The sequence below is a fragment of the Streptomyces sp. NPDC001381 genome, assembly GCF_042895685.1.
GTDB lineage: Bacteria > Actinomycetota > Actinomycetes > Streptomycetales > Streptomycetaceae > Streptomyces.
The window spans coordinates 1-20,013 of record NZ_JBIAWO010000004.1; the positions used below are offsets into that span (position 1 = coordinate 1).

Annotated in this window: 12 protein-coding genes; 6 read left to right on the forward strand and 6 right to left on the reverse strand. The window is 73.8% G+C overall.

The window, feature by feature from the left end; genetic code table 11:
• Positions 1-488: 488 nt before the first annotated feature.
• Positions 489-1,037, reverse strand: coding sequence for a MarR family winged helix-turn-helix transcriptional regulator (locus tag ACFY2L_RS18570; RefSeq protein WP_390662335.1), 549 nt, complete (start codon positions 1,035-1,037; stop codon positions 489-491).
• 134 nt (positions 1,038-1,171) lie between these two features.
• On the opposite strand from ACFY2L_RS18570, the gene ACFY2L_RS18575 reads away from it, so the two are divergent.
• A complete protein-coding gene (locus tag ACFY2L_RS18575; RefSeq protein WP_390822832.1) occupies positions 1,172-2,434 on the forward strand; it encodes an MFS transporter in 1,263 nt (420 codons plus the stop codon).
• Positions 2,435-2,511: 77 nt separating this feature from the next.
• Here ACFY2L_RS18575 and ACFY2L_RS18580 read toward each other — a convergent pair whose 3' ends face one another.
• The 3 genes from ACFY2L_RS18580 to ACFY2L_RS18590 form a co-directional block, all read right to left on the reverse strand.
• The gene (locus tag ACFY2L_RS18580; RefSeq protein WP_390662333.1) at positions 2,512-3,318 is read right to left on the reverse strand and encodes a class I SAM-dependent methyltransferase; all 807 of its coding nucleotides are present in this window, start codon (positions 3,316-3,318) and stop codon (positions 2,512-2,514) included.
• Positions 3,319-3,410: 92 nt separating this feature from the next.
• Positions 3,411-5,063 (reverse strand): SpoIIE family protein phosphatase, encoded by a 1,653-nt coding sequence (locus tag ACFY2L_RS18585; protein WP_390822833.1) that lies wholly within the window; start codon positions 5,061-5,063, stop codon positions 3,411-3,413.
• A 272-nt stretch (positions 5,064-5,335) separates the two neighbouring features.
• Positions 5,336-6,715: an NAD(P)/FAD-dependent oxidoreductase gene (locus tag ACFY2L_RS18590; RefSeq protein ID WP_390662331.1), complete on the reverse strand. Its 1,380-nt coding sequence runs from the start codon at positions 6,713-6,715 to the stop codon at positions 5,336-5,338.
• Positions 6,716-7,094: 379 nt separating this feature from the next.
• On the opposite strand from ACFY2L_RS18590, the gene ACFY2L_RS18595 reads away from it, so the two are divergent.
• Both ACFY2L_RS18595 and ACFY2L_RS18600 read left to right on the forward strand, forming a co-directional pair.
• Positions 7,095-7,898, forward strand: coding sequence for a TetR/AcrR family transcriptional regulator (locus tag ACFY2L_RS18595; protein ID WP_390822834.1), 804 nt, complete (start codon positions 7,095-7,097; stop codon positions 7,896-7,898).
• Between the two features lie 291 nt (positions 7,899-8,189).
• Complete coding sequence (locus ACFY2L_RS18600; protein ID WP_390822835.1) at positions 8,190-9,995, forward strand: sigma-70 family RNA polymerase sigma factor; 1,806 nt, start codon at positions 8,190-8,192, stop codon at positions 9,993-9,995.
• Here ACFY2L_RS18600 and ACFY2L_RS18605 read toward each other — a convergent pair.
• Both ACFY2L_RS18605 and ACFY2L_RS18610 read right to left on the reverse strand, forming a co-directional pair.
• On the reverse strand, positions 9,982-13,368 hold the full coding sequence (locus ACFY2L_RS18605; RefSeq protein ID WP_390822836.1) for a BTAD domain-containing putative transcriptional regulator: 3,387 nt from the start codon (positions 13,366-13,368) through the stop codon (positions 9,982-9,984). The two genes, ACFY2L_RS18600 and ACFY2L_RS18605, sit on opposite strands and share 14 nt — an antisense overlap.
• 214 nt (positions 13,369-13,582) lie before the next feature.
• A complete protein-coding gene (locus ACFY2L_RS18610; RefSeq protein ID WP_390662327.1) occupies positions 13,583-15,709 on the reverse strand; it encodes an asparagine synthase-related protein in 2,127 nt (708 codons plus the stop codon).
• A 706-nt stretch (positions 15,710-16,415) separates the two neighbouring features.
• On the opposite strand from ACFY2L_RS18610, the gene ACFY2L_RS18615 reads away from it, so the two are divergent.
• The 3 genes from ACFY2L_RS18615 to trmB all read left to right on the forward strand — a co-directional run bounded on the left by ACFY2L_RS18615 (position 16,416) and on the right by trmB (position 19,999).
• A complete protein-coding gene (locus ACFY2L_RS18615) occupies positions 16,416-17,840 on the forward strand; it encodes an MFS transporter (protein WP_390662326.1) in 1,425 nt (474 codons plus the stop codon).
• 87 nt (positions 17,841-17,927) lie between these two features.
• Positions 17,928-19,127, forward strand: coding sequence for an L-2-hydroxyglutarate oxidase (gene lhgO, locus ACFY2L_RS18620; protein WP_390662325.1), 1,200 nt, complete (start codon positions 17,928-17,930; stop codon positions 19,125-19,127).
• 41 nt (positions 19,128-19,168) lie between these two features.
• Positions 19,169-19,999, forward strand: coding sequence for a tRNA (guanosine(46)-N7)-methyltransferase TrmB (gene trmB, locus ACFY2L_RS18625; RefSeq protein ID WP_390662324.1), 831 nt, complete (start codon positions 19,169-19,171; stop codon positions 19,997-19,999).
• The last annotated feature ends 14 nt before the right edge of the window (positions 20,000-20,013 follow it).

The window sequence follows — 20,013 nt, forward strand, 5'->3', positions numbered from 1 at the left end:
AGTTCTCAAGGAACGGACGCTTCCTTTGTACTCACCCTCTCGGGCTTTCCTCCGGGCGCTTCCCTTCGGTCTTGCGTTTCCGACTCTATCAGATCTTTTCTCGATCCGATTTCCTCGGTGCTTTCCAGGTTCCCGCTCTCGCGTTTCCCTTTCCGGCGTTTCCGACTCTATCAGATCCTTTCGGTGTCTGATTCCCCGTCAGAGGGGGTTGTCTTCCCGGCCCTCGGGCCGTTCCGACGTCTCAAACCTTAGCGGATCCGCCGGGCAGTTCCTAATCGGACTGCCGGCCCCGAATCGAATTGAATTCGGGCATGCCTGAATTCAACCCCGTCGGGAGATCGTGCTGTGGTGTGAGGTGCCGCTTGAGCGGCGGGAGTGCCATCGAAGAACCGTTCCGGCTCCCCGACAACCCGAAGAACTCTACGCACCCCCCAAGGGGCTGTCAAGCACCCCTTGTCAAGATCTTTTAGGGAGGGCTCGTCGCGGCCTCAGTCCAGGTCGCTGAGCCGCCCGCCGGCGTCCGGCTGCGCGTGCTCCACCCGGCGCAGGAGCCTGGTCAGGACCTCGCCGAGGGTGGTGCGCTCCCCCGGGGAGAGGTCCTGGAGCAGGTCCTCCTCGAACACCGTGGCCAGGCGCATCGCCTCCAGCCACTTCTCCCTCCCCTCCGGCGTCAGCTCCACGATGACGCGCACGCGGTTGGACTCGTCCCGTTCCCGGGTCACCAGTCCTTCGCCGACCATGCGGTCGATCCGGTGGGTCATCGCGGCCGGCGTCAGTCCGAGGCGCTTGGCCAGGTCGCCGGGGCCCAGGCGATAGGGGGCACCGGAGAGGACGAGGGCCTTGAGGACCTCCCACTCGGCGTTGCTGATGCCCAGCTCGGCGGTCTGGCGGCCGTAGGCGACGTTCATCCGGCGGTTGAGGCGGGAGAGCGCCGAGACGATCTTCTCGACCTGGGGGTCGAGGTCCCGGAACTCGCGCTGGTAAGCGGCGATCTGCTCTTCGAGGGTCGGCTCAGTGACGCCGGAGGGCTCGGCCATGGCCGCAGTATCGCACGGGGCCACTTTGCCTTGAAGTCCTTCGATGTGTACTCTTTAGCTTCGAACTTTAGCTTTGAAGTCTTCACTCCTAACTAGTGAGAGAGGTGAACGTGACCAGGGCGAGGGGCGCAGCGATGCGCCGGATCCACGTGGGCAACGCACTCAGCGCTTTCGGGCTCGGCTTCACGGTTCCCTACCTGTACGTCTATGTGGCGCAGGTGCGGGGGCTGGGGGCCATGACGGCGGGGCTCGTGCTCGCCGTCTTCGCCGTGGCCGCGCTGATCGTGCTGCCGTTCGCCGGACGGGCGATCGTGCGGCGAGGTCCACTGCCGGTCCTGCTCGCCGCCCTGGTCACCGCCGCTTTCGGCGCGATGGGTCTGGGTCTGGCCGGCCACGCCACCGCCGTCCTGTCCGCGGCGGCCGCGCTCGGGGCCGGACAGGCCGTGATGCAGCCGGCGCTGGCGACGATGATCGTGGACTGCTCGACGACGGAGACCCGGTCGCGGGCGTTCGCCACGCAGTTCTTCCTGCAGAACCTCGGGCTGGGCGTCGGCGGGCTCATCGGCGGTCACCTCGTCGACACCACGCGTGTCTCCTCCTTCACGCTGCTCTTCGCGATCGAGGCGGCGATGTTCCTCCTGCTGGTCGTGGTGATGGCGACGGTGCGGGTGCCGTCCGCTCCGCGGGTCGGGGACACGCCCCGGCAGTCCGGCCGGGGGAGCTGGCGTCAGCTGCTCGGCAACCGGGCCATGGTGCAGCTGTGCGTCCTGGGCTTCGTGCTGTTCTTCGCCTGCTACGGGCAGTTCGAGTCGGGGCTGAGCGCGTACGGGGTGGAGGCCGCCGGGATCTCGACCTCCGCGCTGGGGACCGCGCTCGCCGCCAACACCGCCATGATCGTCGTCGCCCAGTTCGCCGTGCTGAGGTTCGTCGAGCGGCAGAAGCGGTCGCGGGTGATCGCGGCCGTGGGGCTGATCTGGGCCGTGGCGTGGGTCGTGGCCGGGTACGCGGGGCTCGGGCACGGGAGCCAGGAGATGGCGACGGCGGCGTTCGTGTCGACGTACGCGCTGTTCGGGCTGGGTGAGGCGATGCTGTCGCCGACGGTCGCGCCGCTGGTCGCCGATCTGGCGCCGAGCGGGATGGCCGGGCAGTACAACTCGGTGTTCGCCCTGGTGAAGCAGCTCGCGCTGGCTGTCGGTCCCGCGGTGGGCGGGCCGATGGCGGCCTCGCTGCACGCGCCGTACATCGTGACGTTCCTGCTGTTCTCGCTGGGGATCACCTTCCTCGCCGTACGGCTGGGGCGGCAGCTGACCCCCGTGCAGGACCAGCCGTGGCTGGTGCGGAACCGGGTCGTGGCCAAGGGTGGGGCCGTGGTGGAGCCCGTGGCCGCGGAGGCCTGAGGCTGCTCGAAGCCGGAGGGGCGGCCGTCGTTCTCGGAACGACGGCCGCCCCTCTTCGTGTCGTCGGTTCGGTGGGATCAGCGCGGTCGGCGGACCGCTGTCACCAGGGTGGCGGTGAAGGGGAAGGTGGTCGTGCCGGCCGGGAGAGCGGCGCGGATCGTGTCGGCGGCCTGGGTGAGGACGTGCTCGCCCGCCGTTTCGGTGATCGTCTGGCCCCAGGGGATCGCGGAGAGGTGGCCGGGGATGTAGTCCTCCAGCGGCGGGAGGCTGATCGCGAAGGTCAGTTCGCGGCCGGCGACGTCGTGGAATCCCGCTCGGGCCAGGGTGGCCGTCAGGCGGTCCGCCGCGGTGAAGGCGGTCCTGAAGAACTCCGCCGCCTCGGGGGTGCCGTACCGCTCGACGGCCCGGAGCTGGGCGACGAAGTACGGGGAGTCGTCCAGGTGGGACCAGACCGTGGCGGCGAAGCGGCCTCCGGGGCGGGTGACGCGGGCCGTCTCGCGCAGGGCCGCGTCGAGGTCGGGGAAGAACTGGACGCCCTGCTGGCAGAGGACGGCGTCGAAGGTCGCGTCGGGGTAGGGGAGGTCGTCGGCGGGGGCGGCGGTGAACTCGATGTCCGGGTAGAGGCGGGGGTGGCGCGCCACGGCGACCTTGAGCATGCCCTCGTTGAGGTCCGCGCCGGCGACCCGGCCGGTCGGGCCCGCCTGGGCGGCCGCGGCACGGGCCGCGAAGCCGGTGCCGCAGGCGAGGTCGAGGACGGTGGCGCCGGGGTAGAGGTCCACGGCGTCCACGAGTGCGGTGACGAAGGGCGCCATGAGCGGCGCGACGTAGTGTTCGTAGCGCTCGGGGGCGCTTCCCTTGAGGTCGAATCCCGTTGCGTCTGCCATGGGGAGCTCCTAGCACCGAGGGGCGTGTTCGCCTAGGTGTCACGCGCCGAGGAACGGATGTTCGAGGCTCTTCTCGGTCGGGTGGTGTCGGGTCAGTCGGCCGGTCTGGGGAGGACGAACTCGCACCACACCGCCTTTCCGCCGCCCGGAGTGCGCCGGCTGCCCCAGTGGGAGGCGATCGTGGCGACGATCGCGATGCCCCGGCCGGACTCGTCGCCCGGTTCGGCACGGCGGCGGCGTGGGAGGTGGTCGTCGCCGTCGGTCACTTCGATGATCAGGCGGCGGTCGGTGCGGCGCAGGCGCAGCCGCATGGGCGGGGTGCCGTGCTGGAGGGAGTTGGCGACGAGTTCGCTGGTGGCGAGCACGCCGAGGTCGTACAGGTCGGCGGGGAAGCGCCAGCTGGTGAGGACGCCGGAGGCGAAGGCACGCGCGCGGGGGGCCGCTTCGACACCGCCGAGGAGTTCCAGCGCGGCGTTGCGGAAGAGCTCGCTGTCGGCGCCGGTGCGGGCCGGGTGCTGGAGGACCAGGACCGCCACGTCGTCGTCGTGGTCGGCGGTGACGCCGGCCGAGCGGACCAGGCGGTCGCAGACGACCTGGGGGGTGCCGGTGGCTCCGGCCAGGGCGCGTTCGAGGGAGGCGATGCCTTCGTCGAGGTCCTCGTCGCGGCGCTCGACCAGGCCGTCCGTGTAGAGGACGGCGGTGGAGCCGGGGCCGAGGGCGATGGAGCCGGAGGCGTGGATCCAGCCGCCGGTGCCGAGGGGCGGGCCGGTGGGTTCGTCGGCGCGCTGGACATGGCCGCTGTCGTCGCGGACCAGGATGGGGAGGTGGCCCGCGGAGGCGTACACCAGCCGGCCCTCGTTCGGGTCGTGGACGGCGTACACGCAGGTGGCGATCTGGTTGGCGTCGATCTCGGTGGCGAGGCCGTCGAGGAGCTGGAGGACCTCGTGCGGGGGGAGGTCGAGGCGTGCGTAGGCGCGCACGGCCGTGCGGAGCTGGCCCATGACGGCGGCGGCGCGGACACCGCGGCCCATGACGTCGCCGATGACGAGGGCGGTGCGGCCGCCGCCGAGGGTGATGACGTCGTACCAGTCGCCGCCGACGGCGGCCTCGGTGCCGCCGGGCTGGTAGGTGGCGGCGATCCGCAGGTCGTCCGGCTGTTCGAGTTCCTGGGGCAGGAGGGAGCGCTGGAGGGTGACGGCGGTTTCCCGCTGGCGGCGCTCGCTGGCTCTGAGGCGTTCGGCGGCCTCGGCGTGGTCGGTGACGTCGGTGGCGAAGATCAGGACCGCGCCGTCGCCGTTGTCCTCGGCGGCCGGGGTGCAGGTGAAGGTGTAGTGGCGGCCGTCGGGGGCCTTGCGGGACTTGAGGGTGCGGGGCTTGCCGCTGCGCAGGGCCTGGTCGAGGAGGGGCATGAGGCCGAGGTCGCGGAGTTCGGGCAGGGCGTCGGCGGCGGGTTCGCCGCAGGGGCGGACGCCGAAGGCCGCCGTGTAGGCGTCGTTGACGTAGGCGAGGCGGTGGTCGGTGCCGTGGACGAGGGCGACGAGGGCCGGGACGCGGTCGAGGACCTCACGGACCGGGAGTTCGTCCACGGCGGGCACGGGGGGCGGTCCGTCGGTCAGTTGTTCGGCGCGGGCCGCGGGTACGGAGCCGTCGCTCCGCCGGTCCGTGGTGGTGACCGTGTGCTCGGCCCGCGCTGCGGCGCGGCGCTGAGTTCCGGGGAGCCGGGCGCTCCAGCGCGTGAAGTTCACGAATCCTTGCCTCGTGTAGTCGTCGTCGGCCGGCTCCGGGCCCGGCCTGGGCTCCGGGGGCCGCGCGGCGGTGGCCCCGCATTGTTACAGCACCCGGGAAGTGGAGCACGTGGGAACAGCCTCGTGGGTCTCGCGGAGCGGGCGGTGGCCCGCCCCGGGCTCGGAAGGGGGCTCGGGAGGAGCGGGGAGCAGCAAGCAGTCTGGCAGTGTGGCCGCGGTCCGGGCCGACATTCGTCAGACGTGGGTGCGGCCGGGGGAGTTCCTGGATCGGGTCAGGACGACCCCTTCGAGTCGTCCGAAGACTCGTCAGAAGGCTTTCCACCGGCAGCGAGTTCGAACTCCGCACGGGGATGTTCGAGGGACCCCAGGGAGACGATCTCCCGTTTGAAGAGTCCGGAGAGCGTCCATTCGGCGAGCACGCGCGCCTTGCGGTTGAAGGTGGGCACGCGGCTGAGGTGGTAGGCGCGGTGCATGAACCAGGCGGGGTAGCCCTTGAGCTTGCGTCCGTAGATGTAGGCGACACCCTTGTGCAGGCCGAGTGAGGCGACCGAGCCGACGTACTTGTGGGAGTACGTGTGGAGGGGTTCGCCGCGCAGGGAGCGCACGATGTTGTCGCCGAGGAGCCTGGCCTGGCGCACGGCGTGCTGGGCGTTGGGGGCGGTCTCCTTGCCGGGTTCGCCGGCGGTCACGTCGGGGACGGCCGCCGCGTCTCCGGCCGCCCACGCGTGCGTGACGCCCTCGATCGAGAGTTCGGGGGTGCATTTCAGCCGACCGCGTTCGGTACGGGGGAGGTCGGTGGCGTCGAGGACGGGGTGGGGTTTGACGCCGGCGGTCCACACGACCGTGCGGGTCGGGAAGCGGGCGCCGTCGCTGAGCACGGCGACGCGGTCCGTGCAGGACTCCAGGCGGGTGTGCAGCCGCACGTCGATGTTGCGGCGGCGCAGTTCACTGACGGTGTAGCGGCCCATGTCCTCGCCGACCTCCGGCAGGATCCGGTCGGAGGCCTCCACGAGGATCCACTTCATGTCCTCGGGCTTGACGTTGTGGTAGTAGCGCGTGGTGTAGCGGGCCATGTCCTCCAGTTCCGCGAGTGCCTCCACGCCCGCGTACCCGCCGCCGACGAAGACGAAGGTGAGGGCGGCGTCGCGGATGGCGGGATCGCGGGTGGAGGAGGCGATGTCCATCTGTTCGATGACGTGGTTGCGCAGGCCGATGGCCTCCTCGACCGTCTTGAAGCCGATGGCGTGGTCCGCGAGGCCGGGGATCGGGAGCGCGCGGGAGACCGAGCCGGGCGCGAGGACGAGCTCGTCGTACGTCAGCTGCCGGGGGCCGGCGCCCTCCTCGTCGGTGGCGAGGGTGGTGAGGGTGGCGGTGCGCTTGGCGTGGTCGATCGCGGTGACCTCGCCGACGACGACCCGGCAGTGCGGCAGGACGCGGCGCAGGGGAACGACCACGTGCCGGGGGGAGACCGCCCCGGCGGCCGCCTCGGGGAGGAACGGCTGGTAGGTCATGTACGAGTCGGGTGTGACGACCGTGATCTCGACCTCGCCCCGGTCGAGTTCCGGTTTCAGCCTCCGCTGGAGCTGGAGTGCCGTATACATCCCGACGTAGCCACCACCGACAACGAGAATGCGCACACGTTCCTTCACCATCCCATGACGCACCCGACGCCGGTGTTTGTCCACAGCCCCGACAACTTGTGTGACCGCGAGCCGGGCGTGCGCGGGGTTGGCCGAAACACCGGCGTGGGGGGCAGATGCGCAGGTCAGTGGGTGTGCGCCGGGGGGCAGGAAGGGGCGCAATCGGGACGTAACAGGCCCGTACTCCGATCGGGGGGCGCTCCGTGCGGAACCTGCCCCTTCTGAATTGACTGCCTCTCAACTATGTTCTTGTCGACGGGGTGTCAGGGGGAAGCGCGCTCCGCGGGTCCGCGACGGGCGGACCCTGGAAGCGCTCCCCTGTTCCACGCGCCCCGGCTTTCGATGGCGGGGAGAGTCTCCGGGGGGAGACGTCATTACCGGGGGATCATTCATGCACATTCAGGACACGCATTGGTCGTCCGCTTCCGCGCTTGCGCACGGTGGCGGTGCGAGCGCGGTGGGCAACGGACGCGGGGACGGCCCGCGGACCGCCCCGCTGCGCGTGGACGCACAGCGCAATCTGGAGCACGTCCTGCGGGCGGCGCGCGAGGTGTTCGGCGAGCTGGGCTACGGCGCGCCGATGGAGGACGTCGCGCGGCGCGCGCGGGTGGGCGTGGGGACCGTGTACCGGCGGTTCCCGAGCAAGGACGTCCTGGTCCGGCGGATAGCCGAGGAGGAGACCTCCCGGCTGACCGACCAGGCGCGGGCGGCTCTCGGCCAGGAGGACGAGCCCTGGTCGGCGCTGTCGCGCTTCCTGCGGACCTCGGTGGCGTCGGGTGCCGGGCGGCTGCTGCCGCCGCAGGTGCTGCGCGTCGGGGCCTTCGCCGAGGACGGCTCCGAGGCGCCGGCGGCCGACGAGGCCCGGGTGCCGCAGCAGCGGACCCAGCCGGGCGGCGGTGAGCTGCGGCTGGTCGCCGAGGGCGGTACGGCCACGGGTGCCTCCGTGGGCGGCCCGGGGTCCGTGGGCTCCGTGGGCGACGACACCGGGGCGGCCGCGCTGCTCGACGTCGTGGGCCAGCTCGTGGAGCGGGCGCGGGCGGCGGGCGAACTGCGGGCGGACGTGTCGGTGTCGGACGTGCTCCTCGTGATCGCCACGGCGGCGCCCTCGCTGCCGGACCCGGCCCAGCAGGCGGCGGCGTCGGCACGGCTGCTGGACATCCTGCTGGAGGGTCTGCGCTCGCGGCCGGCTTCCTGAGCGGCGGGGCCCGGGGTCACTCGTGAGGGTGACCGGGGTGCGGGGCGCGCCGACGCTCCCGCCCCGGTCCGCCCTGCCCGGACCCGTGCCGCATGCCCTTCTTACGCCGCAACTGCGGCTCACAGCACGGCAGTTGAACCGTGCGCGCAGAGGTGGAAGCCAGTACGGGACCCTCCGGCAGGTCCGCCCGGGCAGGTGCGGGGCCGGTCCGGCCAGGTCCCGCCCCGAAGCCGATCTGGCACGCTGAGCCGATGTCGGGACGGGCAGGGCAGGCGGCGGGGGCATTCCGCGATGAGCGTTGACGGGCGGGACGAACAGGTACCGAGCCAGGGCGGGCGCGTGAACTCGCCGCTCCGGGACCTGCCTGCCGCCGACGCCGAGCTGATCGGGCGGATGCGCGCGGGCGACGACACGGCGTACGAGGAGCTGTACCGGCGCCACTCCGACGCCGTGCGCCGGTACGCGCGCACGTGCTGCCGCGACACCCACACCGCCGACGACCTCACCGCCGAGGTCTTCGCCCGCATGCTCCAGGCGGTACGCGGCGGCTCGGGGCCCGAGTTCGCCGTCCGCGCCTACCTCCTCACCTCCGTCCGGCGCGTCGCCGCGGGCTGGACGCGGTCGGCGAGGCGGGAACAGCTCGTCGACGACTTCGCGGTGTTCGCCGCGCAGGCCTCCCGCTCCGCACGGGCACGGGACGACTCGGCGGCCGCCGGTGCCTTCGGAGAGGGACACGACATGGGCGCCGATGTGCGTGCCCTGCACGAGGCCGAGCAGTCCATGGCCATGCGGGCCTTCCGCTCCCTGCCCGAGCGCTGGCAGGCCGTGCTGTGGCACACCGAGGTCGAGGACGAGTCGCCGAGCGAGGTCGCCCTGCTCTTCGGCCTCGACGCCAACGGCACGCGCGTGCTCGCCGGCCGCGCCCGTGAGGGACTCAAGCAGGCCTACCTCCAGGCCCATGTCAGCACCACCCTCACCAGCGACGTGGACTGCGCCCGCTACGCCGACCGGCTCGGCACCTACGCGCGCCGCCGGCTGCGCACCCGCGCCGAACGCGGGCTGCGCCGGCACCTGGAGGAGTGCCCACGATGCCGGCTGGCCGCCCTCCAGATCGAGGAAGTGGCCGGCGGCATCCCCGCCGTGGTGCCGGTCGCGGTCATCGGCTGGTTCGGCGCCGCCGGGTACGCCAAGGCGCTCGAACTCGTCGCCGGCGGTGCCGGTGCGGGCGCGGCGGCCGCGGGCGCGGCGGGTGCCGCGGGGGCGGCCGTCGCGGCGGGCGGCGGCTCCTCGGGCGGGGCCGGTGGGGGTGGTGCGGTGTCGGAGGGGCTGGGCGGGCCCGTGAAGGCCGGGATCGCCGCCGGTGTGGTCGCGGTGGCGGTCGCCGCGGTGGTCCTCGCCCTCGCCGGCGACGACAGCCCCGCCGAGCGGCCCGAGGCCGCGCCCGAAGCCTCCGCGCCGGTGGCGGGGCCGCGGGAGCCGGCACCCACGCCCGCACGGACGGCGAAGTCACCCGAGCCGGACCCGCCGACGGTCGTCCCGGCGGCGGCCCCGCCCCCGACGCCCGCCGCCACCCCCCTGCGGACACCCGAGCCGCCGCAAGCCCCGACGCCCAAGCAGGTCCCCATTCCGTCGCGGCCCACCCCGGCCCCGACGGCCCCGTCCACGCCCCCGTCCACCCAGCCCGTCAATCCGCTGAGCGAGCTGTCCTTCGAGGTCACCGGCGACGGCACCGGGATCCGGCTGGGCGGCAGCGGCTGGGTGTGGCAGCGCGACGGGCTGTCGATCGCCGGACGGACACACGCGCGCGGGGTGACCGCGCACGGCGAGTCCTCCGTCACCGTCGACCTCCACCGCGCGTGCACCTCCGACGACGCTCCGACCGGCGCCGACGACCTGACACCGACGCTCGGCGAGGCGTCCTTCTCCGTCCATGCCGACGGGGTCCGGCTGTGGACGTCCGGGACGGCCGAGGGCGGCGACGCGGCCGCGCCCGTCCGGGTGGACCTCGACGGCCGGGCGGCCGTCCGGCTGGTGGTCGAACCGCACGACCACGTCGACGGGGCGGACCGGGCGCAGGCGGAGTTCACCTGTGCGTAGGGGGCGTGGCCCCCGCCGGGTGGGCGCGGACCGCGTCGGCGAGTTCCCGTAGGACGCCGGCCGCCGTGAGCGCCGTGCCGCGGGCACGCTCGGCCTCGTGACGCTCGGCGCCCAGCTCCTCACGGGCCACGGCGTCGGCGTGTTCGGCACGCGCACGATGCGGGGCGGGGCGGGCGTGCCGGCCGCGCAGGGTGTCGGCGGCCGCCAGCAGTCTCACCGTGCGCGGGAAGTCCCCGAGCCGGGCCAGCAGGTCCGCGGCGCCGTCCACGACCGTCGACGTGATCGCCTCGGCGCAGCGGTCGGCCAGGGCCCGGCGCAGCGTGTCGAGGTACATCGGCAGGCCGTGCTCGGGGCCGGACTCCGCGGCGACGACGTCGGCGTGGAGCATGTTCAGCGCCGCCATGAACTGCGGGGGCGGGGTGCCCCGACGGATCTCCGCGAGGGTCGCGTCGCACAGCTCGCGCGCGCGGGCGACGTCACCCTGCTGCAGCGTGATGTGGGCGCGCAGCAGCACCACGAACGCCCGGGCGTCCGCCGCTCCGTAGCGGTCGGCGGCGGCGTTCGCCTCGTCCAGCGCCTTCATGGCGCCGACGAGGTCGCCCGAGCGGTAGCCGATCTCCGCGAGGCGGGCCATCAGGAACGGCGTCTCGGTGTACGCGCCGACCTCGTAGGCGAGCCGGAGCGCCTCCCGGTACTCCCGCTCCGCCTCCGCGAAGCGGCCGCGGGCCATCTCCGCCTCGGCGGCCGCGCTGCACACCTGGGCGCGCATCCAGCGGTCGCCGACCCGCCGGCTGATCGCGCGCAGCTCCGCCAGGTCGTCGTCCACGCCCTCGAGGCCGCCGGGCGAGTCGACGACCATGTGCGTACGGAACATCAGGGTGCAGCCCAGTTCCCAGTCGCCTCCGTACTCACGGCAGTTGGCGACGGACACGTCCAGGGTGCGGCGGACGTCGACCGTGTCCCGCATCTGGAACGCGGTCAGCGGCCACAGCATCCCCGGCATCCGGGCCGCCTCCGGGCCGCCCGGCTCGAAGCGGGACTGAAGGCGCAGGAGGTAGGCCCGGTACCGGGGGGTGCCCTCCACCTTTCGGGGCTCGGACTCCGAGAGCAGGAACAGATGCAGCATCCGCAGGTTCGTCCGCTGCGCGTATCTCGGATCCCCCTGGTTCTCCGCCTCCCCGCCGGTCGGCTCGTCGAGGGCGGCGTCGACCGGGTCCACGACGGCCATGCGCGCGGCGAGCTCGGCGGGGTCGGGGCGGCACGCGCGGACGGCCGCCCTGGGGGTGGGTGAGGTGTCCGCCGCGGGGACGGGGAAGGAGTCCAGGGCCGTGCCGAGGCGCAGGGTCCGGTCGGCCCAGGCGGCGCCCTCGTGACGGTAGTTGCGCAGCCACCAGAACCAGCCCATGGCGAGGCAGAGGGCGACGGCCTCCTCCTCGTCGGCCGCGGCGATCGCGCGCTGGATCGCCACCCGGACGTTGTCGAGCTCGGTCTCCAGGCGGGAGATCCAGGGGAGTTGCTCGGCGGAGCGGAGCAGCGGGTCGGCCTTCTCGACGAACGCGCGCGCCCACGCGCGGTGCCGGCGCTCGGCCGCCTCGCGCGCGGGCGGGTCCTCGGCGGCGCGCTCGACGGCGTACTCGTGGATCGTCTCCAGCATGCGGTAGCGCATGCCGCCACCGCCGTCGCCCTCGCACGGGGCCGCCACGACCAGGGACTTGTCGACGAGCGCTCCGACGAGGTCGGCGACCGGGCCGGTGCACACGGCCTCGGCGGCCTCCAGGTCCCAGCCGCCCGCGAAGACGGACAGCTCGCGCAGCAGGGTCCGCTCCGGTTCGTCGAGGAGGTCCCACGACCAGTCGACGACGGCGCGCAGGGTCTGCTGGCGGGGCAGGGCCGTGCGGCTGCCGGAGGTGAGGAGGCGGAAGCGGTCGTCGAGGCGGTCGGCGATCTGCCGGGGGGTGAGCAGCCGGAGCCGGGCGGCGGCCAGCTCGATGGCCAGGGGCAGACCGTCGAGCCGCCGGCAGATCTCCGCGACCGCCTCCTCGTCCCGGCCCTGCGGGGCGGCGGCCGCGGTGGGGCGTACGGCGGCGGCGCGCTCGCGGAAGAGGCGGTGCGCCTGGTCGGGGAGGAGGGGTTCGACCGGGCGGACCGACTCGCCGGGGACGCCCAGGGGTTCACGGCTGGTGGCGAGGATGGTGAGCCCCGGGCAGCGGGTGAGGAGGGTCTCGGCGAGGGTGGCGGCCGCGTCGATCACGTGCTCGCAGTTGTCGAGGATCAGGAGCAGGCCGCGCGGGGCGCAGTACTCGACGAGCAGGGCGACCGGGTCGTCCTGCGGGGTCGCCAGGTCGGTGGCCATCAGCACGGTCTCGCGCAGACCGAGGGCGCTGACCACCGCGCCCGGTACCGCCTCCGGCCGGTCGAGGGGTGCCAGCTCGACCAGCCACGCCTGCGGGAGCCCGGCGGCGGCTTCCTCGGCGAGACGGGTCTTTCCGGAGCCGCCCGGTCCGGTGAGGGTGACGAGGCGGGCCCTGCGTACGTCGGAACGGATGGCGTCGAGCTCGGGTTCCCGGCCCACGAACGAGGTAAGGCGCGGACGGAGGTTGCCGGTGCGTTCCGGGGGCCGGGGCGGGGTGAAGAGGGTGCCGTGGCGCCGCTCGGGGCGGTTCAGGAGCTCGGTGTGCAGGGCGCGCAGGCCGGGGCCCGGGTCGGTGCCGAGGCCGTCGGCGAGGGTGCGGCGGGCGGTCTCGTACGCGGCGAGGGCGTCGGCCTCGCGGCCCGAGTCACGCAGGGCGCGGATGAGGAGGGCGTGCAGCGGTTCGTCGTACGGGTGGGCGGCGGTGAGTTCTCTGAGGCGGGGTACGGCTTCGTGGGCGCGGCCGAGGCGGAGGTCGGCCTCGGCGCGGGCGCGGGTGGCTTCGAGGTGCAGGGCCTCGGGGCGGGCGGCGGGGGTGCGGTCGGGGAGGTCGGCCAGCGCGGGGCCGCGCCAGAGGGCGAGGGCGTCGTCCAGGGTGCGGGCGGCGGCCGCGGCGTCGCCGCCGTGCTGCAGGGCGGTGGTGGCCTGGCGTACGAGGCGTTCGAACACGTGCAGGTCGACGTCGTCCTCGGTGGCGGTGAGGCGGTAGCCGCCGGGGGTGGAGGTGATGGTGTCCTTGCCGAGGGTGCGGCGGAGGCGGCCGACGAGGGCCTGGAGGGCGGCGGGGGCGTCCTGGGGCGGGGCGTCGGGCCAGACCTCGTCGATGAGGGTTTCCGGGGGTGTGGGGTGGCCCGGGCGGAGGGCCAGGGCGGTGAGGAGGGCTCGGAGGCGGGGGCCGGGGACGGGTATGGGGGTGCCCTGGTCGTCCTCGGTCTGGGTGACGCCCAGGATGTTGAACCGCACGGGGTCATTGTCGCCGGGGGTGGGGCCGGGGGCCGCGTCTTTTCGCGTTGCCGGTGTCGGTGCGGCGGGGTGGGGCCCGGGCCGCCGGTCTCCGGGGGGTGCGTTCCGGGGGCCGGGGTCGGGACGCGTGCCCGCGCTCACGTGGTGCCGCTGCGTGCCGCCCCAGCGGCACGGCTGCCCGCAGCCGCGCCCACCGCGCCACGACCGCCATCGGCTATGCCGGGCCCGAAGACACCGCTCGTCGTTGGGGAGCGATGCCGGCCGGTACCGCGCGGGTGCGGGCCGGGGTGCCCGTCCAGCAGGTGCCTCGGCGGGACAGCAGGCGGCGGAGCCACAGTTCCAGGGAGATCAGGTCGGCCAGGCCGTCCAGCGGAAGGGGCTCGCCGGAGGCCGCCGCCCGGACCGCCTTGCGGACCACCCTGGCCTCGATCAGGCCCGCTTCGGCGAGGAGGGGGGCGTCGAAGAGGCTGAGGAGGGGGTCGGTGGCCATGCGGAGCCCGGCGCGGGCCGCCGTCGTGGTGCCGTGGCCGGGGGCGCCCCAGCCCGGCGGGAGGTCGGTGATGCCGGCGCCCTTCAGGACGGTCCGCAGGATGGAGGCGCGCGCCCCGGGCTGCACGCGCAGGGTCTCGGGCAGCAGCCGGCAGGCCCGTACGACCTGGTTGTCGAGGAAGGGTGCGTGCAGGCGCTGGGAGCGGATCTCGGCGGCCTGTTCGAGAATGCGCAGGTCGGCCGCGTGGCGGGTGAGGGCGGCACGCGCGCGGTAGTCGCCCGGGCGCTGGCCGGGACCGATGCCGGCGCGGTGGGCGGAACCTTGCAGCAGAACCGATACTTCAGCCAGTGCCTCGCCCGTCAGCCAGCGCGCCGCGGGACCGGGCCCGGCCCACGTCAGGGCCGCAAGCGAGGCCCCGACCGCGCCTCCCGGGTCGTCGCCGAAGCTGCGGTGCAGCAGGCGGTCGGCGAGGTTCTCCACTCCGGCCCGGTACGGCGTACGGGCGAGTCTTCGGGCCGCCCCGTACACGCGCGCGGGGACCAGTACGGAGCCGTCGGCCTTCGTCAGCGCCGCGACGGGGCGGACGAGATGACGCCGTTTGCGGTCCATCAGAAGGTCCGCGAGACGGGCGGGGTGGGCGTCCAGGACCTGGCGGGCTCCGTAGCCGGTGAAGTGGTCGGCGCTGCCCGCCGCGAGACGCGCGCGATGGCGGGCGGCGGCGACCAGGCTGGGCCCGGGTTCGTCGGTCAGCGGACCGTCCAGGTCGGCGTACGGCAGGCTCTCCTCGCCGCCGGCCACGACGACGTGGTGCAGGCGCGGGTTGGCGGCCAGCGCGCCGGCCCGTTGCACTTCCTCCTCGCGGCCGCGCGTGGTCAGGTCGTTGAAGGTGACCGCCAGCAGGCGCTCCCCCGCGCCCGTGCCGTGGCCCAGGACCGTGCCCGGCCTGCCGGGCAGGCCCGCCGCCAGCAGGGCCAGGGTGCCGGAGGCGGGGCCGCCGGAGAGGTCCGCGCCGATGCCCGGCACCGGCATCCCGCGCGCGGCACGCCGTTCGGCAGGGCCCATTCCGGGCACCGGACCGGGATCGATGTCGGGCACGTGTCGAGGCGCCGACAGACGCGCGCGTACCGCGTCTACGAGCGCGTCGCGTACCGCGTCGACCGCGCTGTCCGGGTCGGCGGGCGGTGCCGCCACGGCGAGGGAGGCGACCGGGTCGTACCCGGCGATCTCGCGCGCCCCGGCGCGCAGGATCAGCGCATGCCCCGGCGGAACCCGCCGCACGCCGTCGTACGGCGTGGAGTCGTGCAGGGCGGCCGGGACGTCGGGGGCGGCCAGCAGCGCCGCCAGGTGGCCGAAGTCGAGGTTGGCCTCGATGAGGTCGGCGAGCGGCAGCGCGGCCGTCGCGTAGGCGGTTCCGCCTGCCCAGGGGGTGTGGAACACGGGCCGGGCACCCGCGAGGTCGCCGCAGACGGTGATGCGCCGGCCGACCTGGACGACCGCGGTGTAGCTGCCCGGCCAGGCCGTCAGATGGCGGAGTGCGCCCCCGCGCGCGGCGAACAGTCCGACGCGCAGCTGCTCGTCGCTCGCCCCGCAGATGCCGAGGACCGCGATCCGGGTCTGGGCGTCGGCCCTCACCACCCGGACCTCGTCGGGGCGCCAGTCGCCGACCGCCCACAGCGGATCGGGGTCGCCCCACAGGAGTTGGGAGCCGACGGGCTGCAAGGTCTCCCCGTCGTAGCCGACTTGGCCGCCGTAGGTGTCGCCGTCGTAACGGCCGTCGTCGCGAGGACCGGTACCGACGGCTCCGCCCAGCGCACCCGCGGCGGTGCTGCTCCATCCCACCAACCACCGCATCGACGCCTCCACGGGCCGTGGACAACCGAGTGCACCGTACGAACGGTTCACCATGCTGCCACGAAGAACGCGCCACAGCGGGAGGCGGCGCCGCGTGTGATCCGTGGAGTGCGCCCGCGCGAACGCGTCGGCGCGGGTCGGGGCACCCGAGCGCACCCCGGTGTCTGCGACACGAATGCGCCCCCGGTACGCTCCCCCAAAACGCCCCGCGCGCCCTCGATTTCCATGGTCGGAGGCGTTGTCACCCATGGAACGCGGGGTCGATTTTCGGCCAAATCCGGCGCGGGCGAAGCGAGTTGCGCGTCCCGCGCGCAGGCTTCGCACACGCTCCGTACACACGCGCGTGCCCTTCACGAGCCGCGCCGGCCCGGGAGGCGGAGTACGCCCCCCGGACCGCTCCGCCGCCCGCGGGGATGAAGGCGGCGGTGTCCCCCAGCCCACTGGATCCAGTACAGCGGGCCGACCCACGCATCACCCATGGAACCGCTCCCCCCTTGGCCGGAGAAGAGCGCACACACGGGCGCACGGCCACACAGCGGGAGCACGCGGCGACGGACCGTGCCGGAGCCCGCACTGCAGTACGGACCACAATCCCGCCAACCGGCAGAATGCCCCTTAACGCTTGGGATGCGGCGAACTACGCTGGGTTTACGAATGCCGCGTGGTTATGCCAGCGCGGCAGCCGTCTGTGTCGAGGGGTGGCGCAATGTCCAGGGAGCAACGCGGGCCGAACGAAAAACTCGGCGCCGTTCTCGCCCTCGCGGGAATCAGCAACGCAGGACTCGCACGACGCGTCAACGACCTTGGCGCTCAACGTGGGTTGACTCTTCGCTACGACAAGACGTCCGTGGCGCGCTGGGTGTCGAAGGGCATGGTGCCGCAGGGCGCCGCGCCGCACCTCATCGCGGCCGCCATCGGACAGAAGCTCGGCCGCCCGGTGCCGCTCCACGAGATCGGCCTGGCGGACGCGGACCCCGCGCCCGAAGTGGGCCTCGCCTTCCCCAGAGACGTCGGCCAGGCCGTGCGCTCGGCCACCGAGCTGTACCGCCTCGACCTCGCCGGCCGCCGGGCCGGCTCGGGGGGCATCTGGCAGTCCCTGGCCGGATCATTCGCAGTAAGCGCATACGCGACCCCCGCCTCGCGGTGGCTGATAACCCCGGCCGACAGTTCGGTGGCGCGTGAGGTCCACCCCCTGGAGGGGTCCGGCGCACCGCTCAAAGTCGGCCACAGCGATGTGCAGAAACTGCGGGAGGCCGCCGAGGATGCCAGGCGCTGGGACTCCAAGTACGGGGGCGGCGACTGGCGTTCGTCGATGGTGCCGGAGTGCCTGCGGGTGGAGGCGGCGCCGCTGCTGCTCGGCTCGTACTCCGACGAGGTCGGGCGCGCCCTGTTCGGGGCGAGCGCCGAACTGACCCGGCTCGCGGGGTGGATGGCCTTCGACACCGGCCAGCAGGAGGCCGCTCAGCGGTACTACATCCAGGCGCTGCGCCTCGCGCGCGCGGCGGCGGACGTGCCGCTCGGCGGATACGTGCTGGCATCGATGTCGCTGCAGGCGACGTACCGGGGCTTCGGCGACGAGGGCGTCGACCTCGCCCAGGCCGCCCTGGAGCGCAACCGGGGGCTGGCCACGGCCCGCACGATGAGCTTCTTCCGGCTCGTCGAGGCACGCGCGCATGCCCGCGCGGGGGACGCGCAGGCCGCCGGGGCGGCCCTCAAGGCCGCCGAGAGCTGGCTGGAGCGGGCCCGCGACGGCGATCAGGACCCGTCGTGGCTGGGTTTCTACTCCTACGACCGGTTCGCCGCCGACGCGGCCGAGTGCTACCGCGACCTGAAGGCGCCGCGGCAGGTGCGGCGCTTCACCGAGCAGGCCCTTTCCCAGCCGACGGAGGAGTTCGTGCGCTCGCACGGGCTGCGGCTCGTCGTGTCCGCCGTGGCCGAACTGGAGTCGGGGAACCTCGACGCGGCGTGCGAGCAGGGGGTGCGGGCCGTGGAGGTGGCCGGGCGCATCTCCTCCGCCCGGACCACGGAGTACGTGAAGGACCTTCTGCACCGGCTGGAGCCGTACGGTGACGAGCCGCGGGTGGTGGAGCTGCGGGAGCGGGCTCGGCCGCTGCTGATGGCCCCCGCCTGAACAGACCGCGGAGCACACCCCGGCGCTCGCGTTTGAAGTGACTGTCAGTGGCGCAGTGCACTATCGGAGGCGGAGGTGGTTCAGGTGGTGGCGTACGACTGTGACGTGCTCGTCGTCGGTGGAGGCATCGTCGGGTTGTCCACCGCGTACGCGATCACTCGCGCCGCGCCGGGCACCCGGGTGACCGTGCTGGAGAAGGAGCCGGGTCCGGCCCGGCACCAGACGGGGCGCAACAGCGGGGTCATCCACAGCGGGATCTACTACCGGCCCGGGTCGCTGAAGGCGCGGTACGCGGTGCGGGGCGCCGCCGAGATGACCAAGTTCTGCGCGGAGTACGGCATCGCGCACGCCGTCACCGGCAAGCTGATCGTCGCCACGGAGCGGGACGAGCTGCCGCGCCTGCACGCGCTCGTACAACGCGGCCGGGAGAACGGCATACCGGTGCGCGAGCTCGGCGCCGCCCAGATCGCGGAGTACGAGCCGGAGGTGCGGGGCCTCGCGGCGATCCACGTCGGGACGACCGGGATCTGTGACTTCACGGCGGTCGCCCGGCTGCTCGGCGAGGCGTCCGGCGCCGAGATCCGCTACGGCGCCGAGGTGGCCCGGATCGACCGGCGGGCGGGTCTCGGCGTGGCCGTGCTCACCACGCGCGGCGAGGTCGTGCGGGGCCGGGTGCTGGTGAACTGCGCCGGGCTGTACTGCGACGAGATCGCGCGGCTGACGGGGGACGAGCCCGGGGTGCGGATCGTGCCGTTCCGGGGCGAGTACTACGAGCTGGCGCGGCCGGAGCTGGTGCGGGGGCTGGTGTATCCGGTGCCCGACCCGGCGTTCCCGTTCCTCGGGGTGCATCTGACCAGGGGAATCGACGCAGGGGTGCACGTGGGGCCCAATGCCGTGCCGGCGCTGGCCCGGGAGGGGTACGGATGGGGTGTCGTACGGCCGCGGGAGGCGCTGGCGACGGCGGCCTGGCCCGGTGTGTGGCGCATGGGGCGCCGGCACTGGCGGTACGGGGCCGGGGAGCTGCGGCGGTCGGTGTCGAGGAGGGCGTTCGTGAAGGCGGTGCGGCGGTTGCTGCCCGCGGTGCAGGAGGGGGACCTGGTGCGCGCGGCGGCCGGGGTGCGGGCGCAGGCCGTGCTGCGGGACGGGACGCTGGTGGACGACTTCCTGATCCGGGAGGGGGCGTGCGCGGTGCATGTGCTGAACGCGCCCTCACCGGCGGCGACGGCCTCGCTGCCGATCGGCCGCGAGGTGGCCCGCAGGGCCCTGGAGGTGCTGGGCACCCGGTGAGCCCGGTGCGCCCGGTGAGCGGCAGTAAAATCGACCCCACTGTGTCTGATTCCGTGAACACCCCCGAAGCCCCCCGGCCCGCCCCCGGCGGCGAGCACCACCCGGGCGGGTCCGTCCGGCACACCCGGGCCAAGGGCGAGCCGCGCTTCCCCGACGGACCCAAGGCCGACCCGGCCGGTTCGCACTTCGAGCGGCGGATCAGGAGCTTCCAGCCCCGGCGCAGCCGGGTGACGGCCGGACAGGCCGACGCCCTGCAGCGGCTGTGGCCGAAGTGGGGGCTCGACATCGACGGGCACGCCGTCGATCTTGCCGAGCTGTTCGGGAACGCCAGACCCGTCGTCCTGGAGATCGGCTTCGGGATGGGCGAGGCCACCGCGCGGATGGCCGCCGCCGATCCGGACACCAACATCCTCGCCGTGGACGTGCACACGCCCGGCCAGGGCAATCTGCTCAACCTGGCGGACCGGAGCGGGCTGGACAACGTCCGGGTCGCCAACGGCGACGCGATCATCCTGCTGCGGGAGATGCTGGCGCCCGGCTCGCTGGACGGGCTGCGCGTCTACTTCCCCGACCCCTGGCCCAAGAAGCGCCACCACAAGCGGCGCCTCATCCAGCCGGAGTTCCTGAGCCTGGCCGCGACGCGGCTGAAGCCGGGGGCGATCGTCCACTGCGCGACCGACTGGGAGCCGTACGCGGAACAGATGCTGGACGTCCTCACCGCGCACCCCGACTTCGAGAACACGCGGGCCGACGGCGGATTCGCGCCCCGGCCCGCGTTCCGGCCGCTGACCCGTTTCGAGGGTCAGGGGCTGGACAAGGGTCATGCGGTGAACGACCTGCTCTTCCGTCGCGTACAGCACGGAGATCGCTGACCGGCGGCGCGGCA

What these genes read in the sequence shown, in the direction of transcription:
- ACFY2L_RS18570 (WP_390662335.1), bottom strand. Translation starts at nt 1,037, where the DNA reads ATGGCCGAGCCCTCCGGCGTCACTGAGCCGACCCTCGAAGAGCAGATC.
- ACFY2L_RS18595 (WP_390822834.1), top strand. Translation starts at nt 7,095, where the DNA reads ATGCACATTCAGGACACGCATTGGTCGTCCGCTTCCGCGCTTGCGCAC.
- ACFY2L_RS18600 (WP_390822835.1), top strand. Translation starts at nt 8,190, where the DNA reads ATGAGCGTTGACGGGCGGGACGAACAGGTACCGAGCCAGGGCGGGCGC.
- ACFY2L_RS18615 (WP_390662326.1), top strand. Translation starts at nt 16,416, where the DNA reads ATGTCCAGGGAGCAACGCGGGCCGAACGAAAAACTCGGCGCCGTTCTC.
- ACFY2L_RS18610 (WP_390662327.1), bottom strand. Translation starts at nt 15,709, where the DNA reads ATGCGGTGGTTGGTGGGATGGAGCAGCACCGCCGCGGGTGCGCTGGGC.
- ACFY2L_RS18580 (WP_390662333.1), bottom strand. Translation starts at nt 3,318, where the DNA reads ATGGCAGACGCAACGGGATTCGACCTCAAGGGAAGCGCCCCCGAGCGC.
- ACFY2L_RS18575 (WP_390822832.1), top strand. Translation starts at nt 1,172, where the DNA reads ATGCGCCGGATCCACGTGGGCAACGCACTCAGCGCTTTCGGGCTCGGC.
- ACFY2L_RS18590 (WP_390662331.1), bottom strand. Translation starts at nt 6,715, where the DNA reads ATGGTGAAGGAACGTGTGCGCATTCTCGTTGTCGGTGGTGGCTACGTC.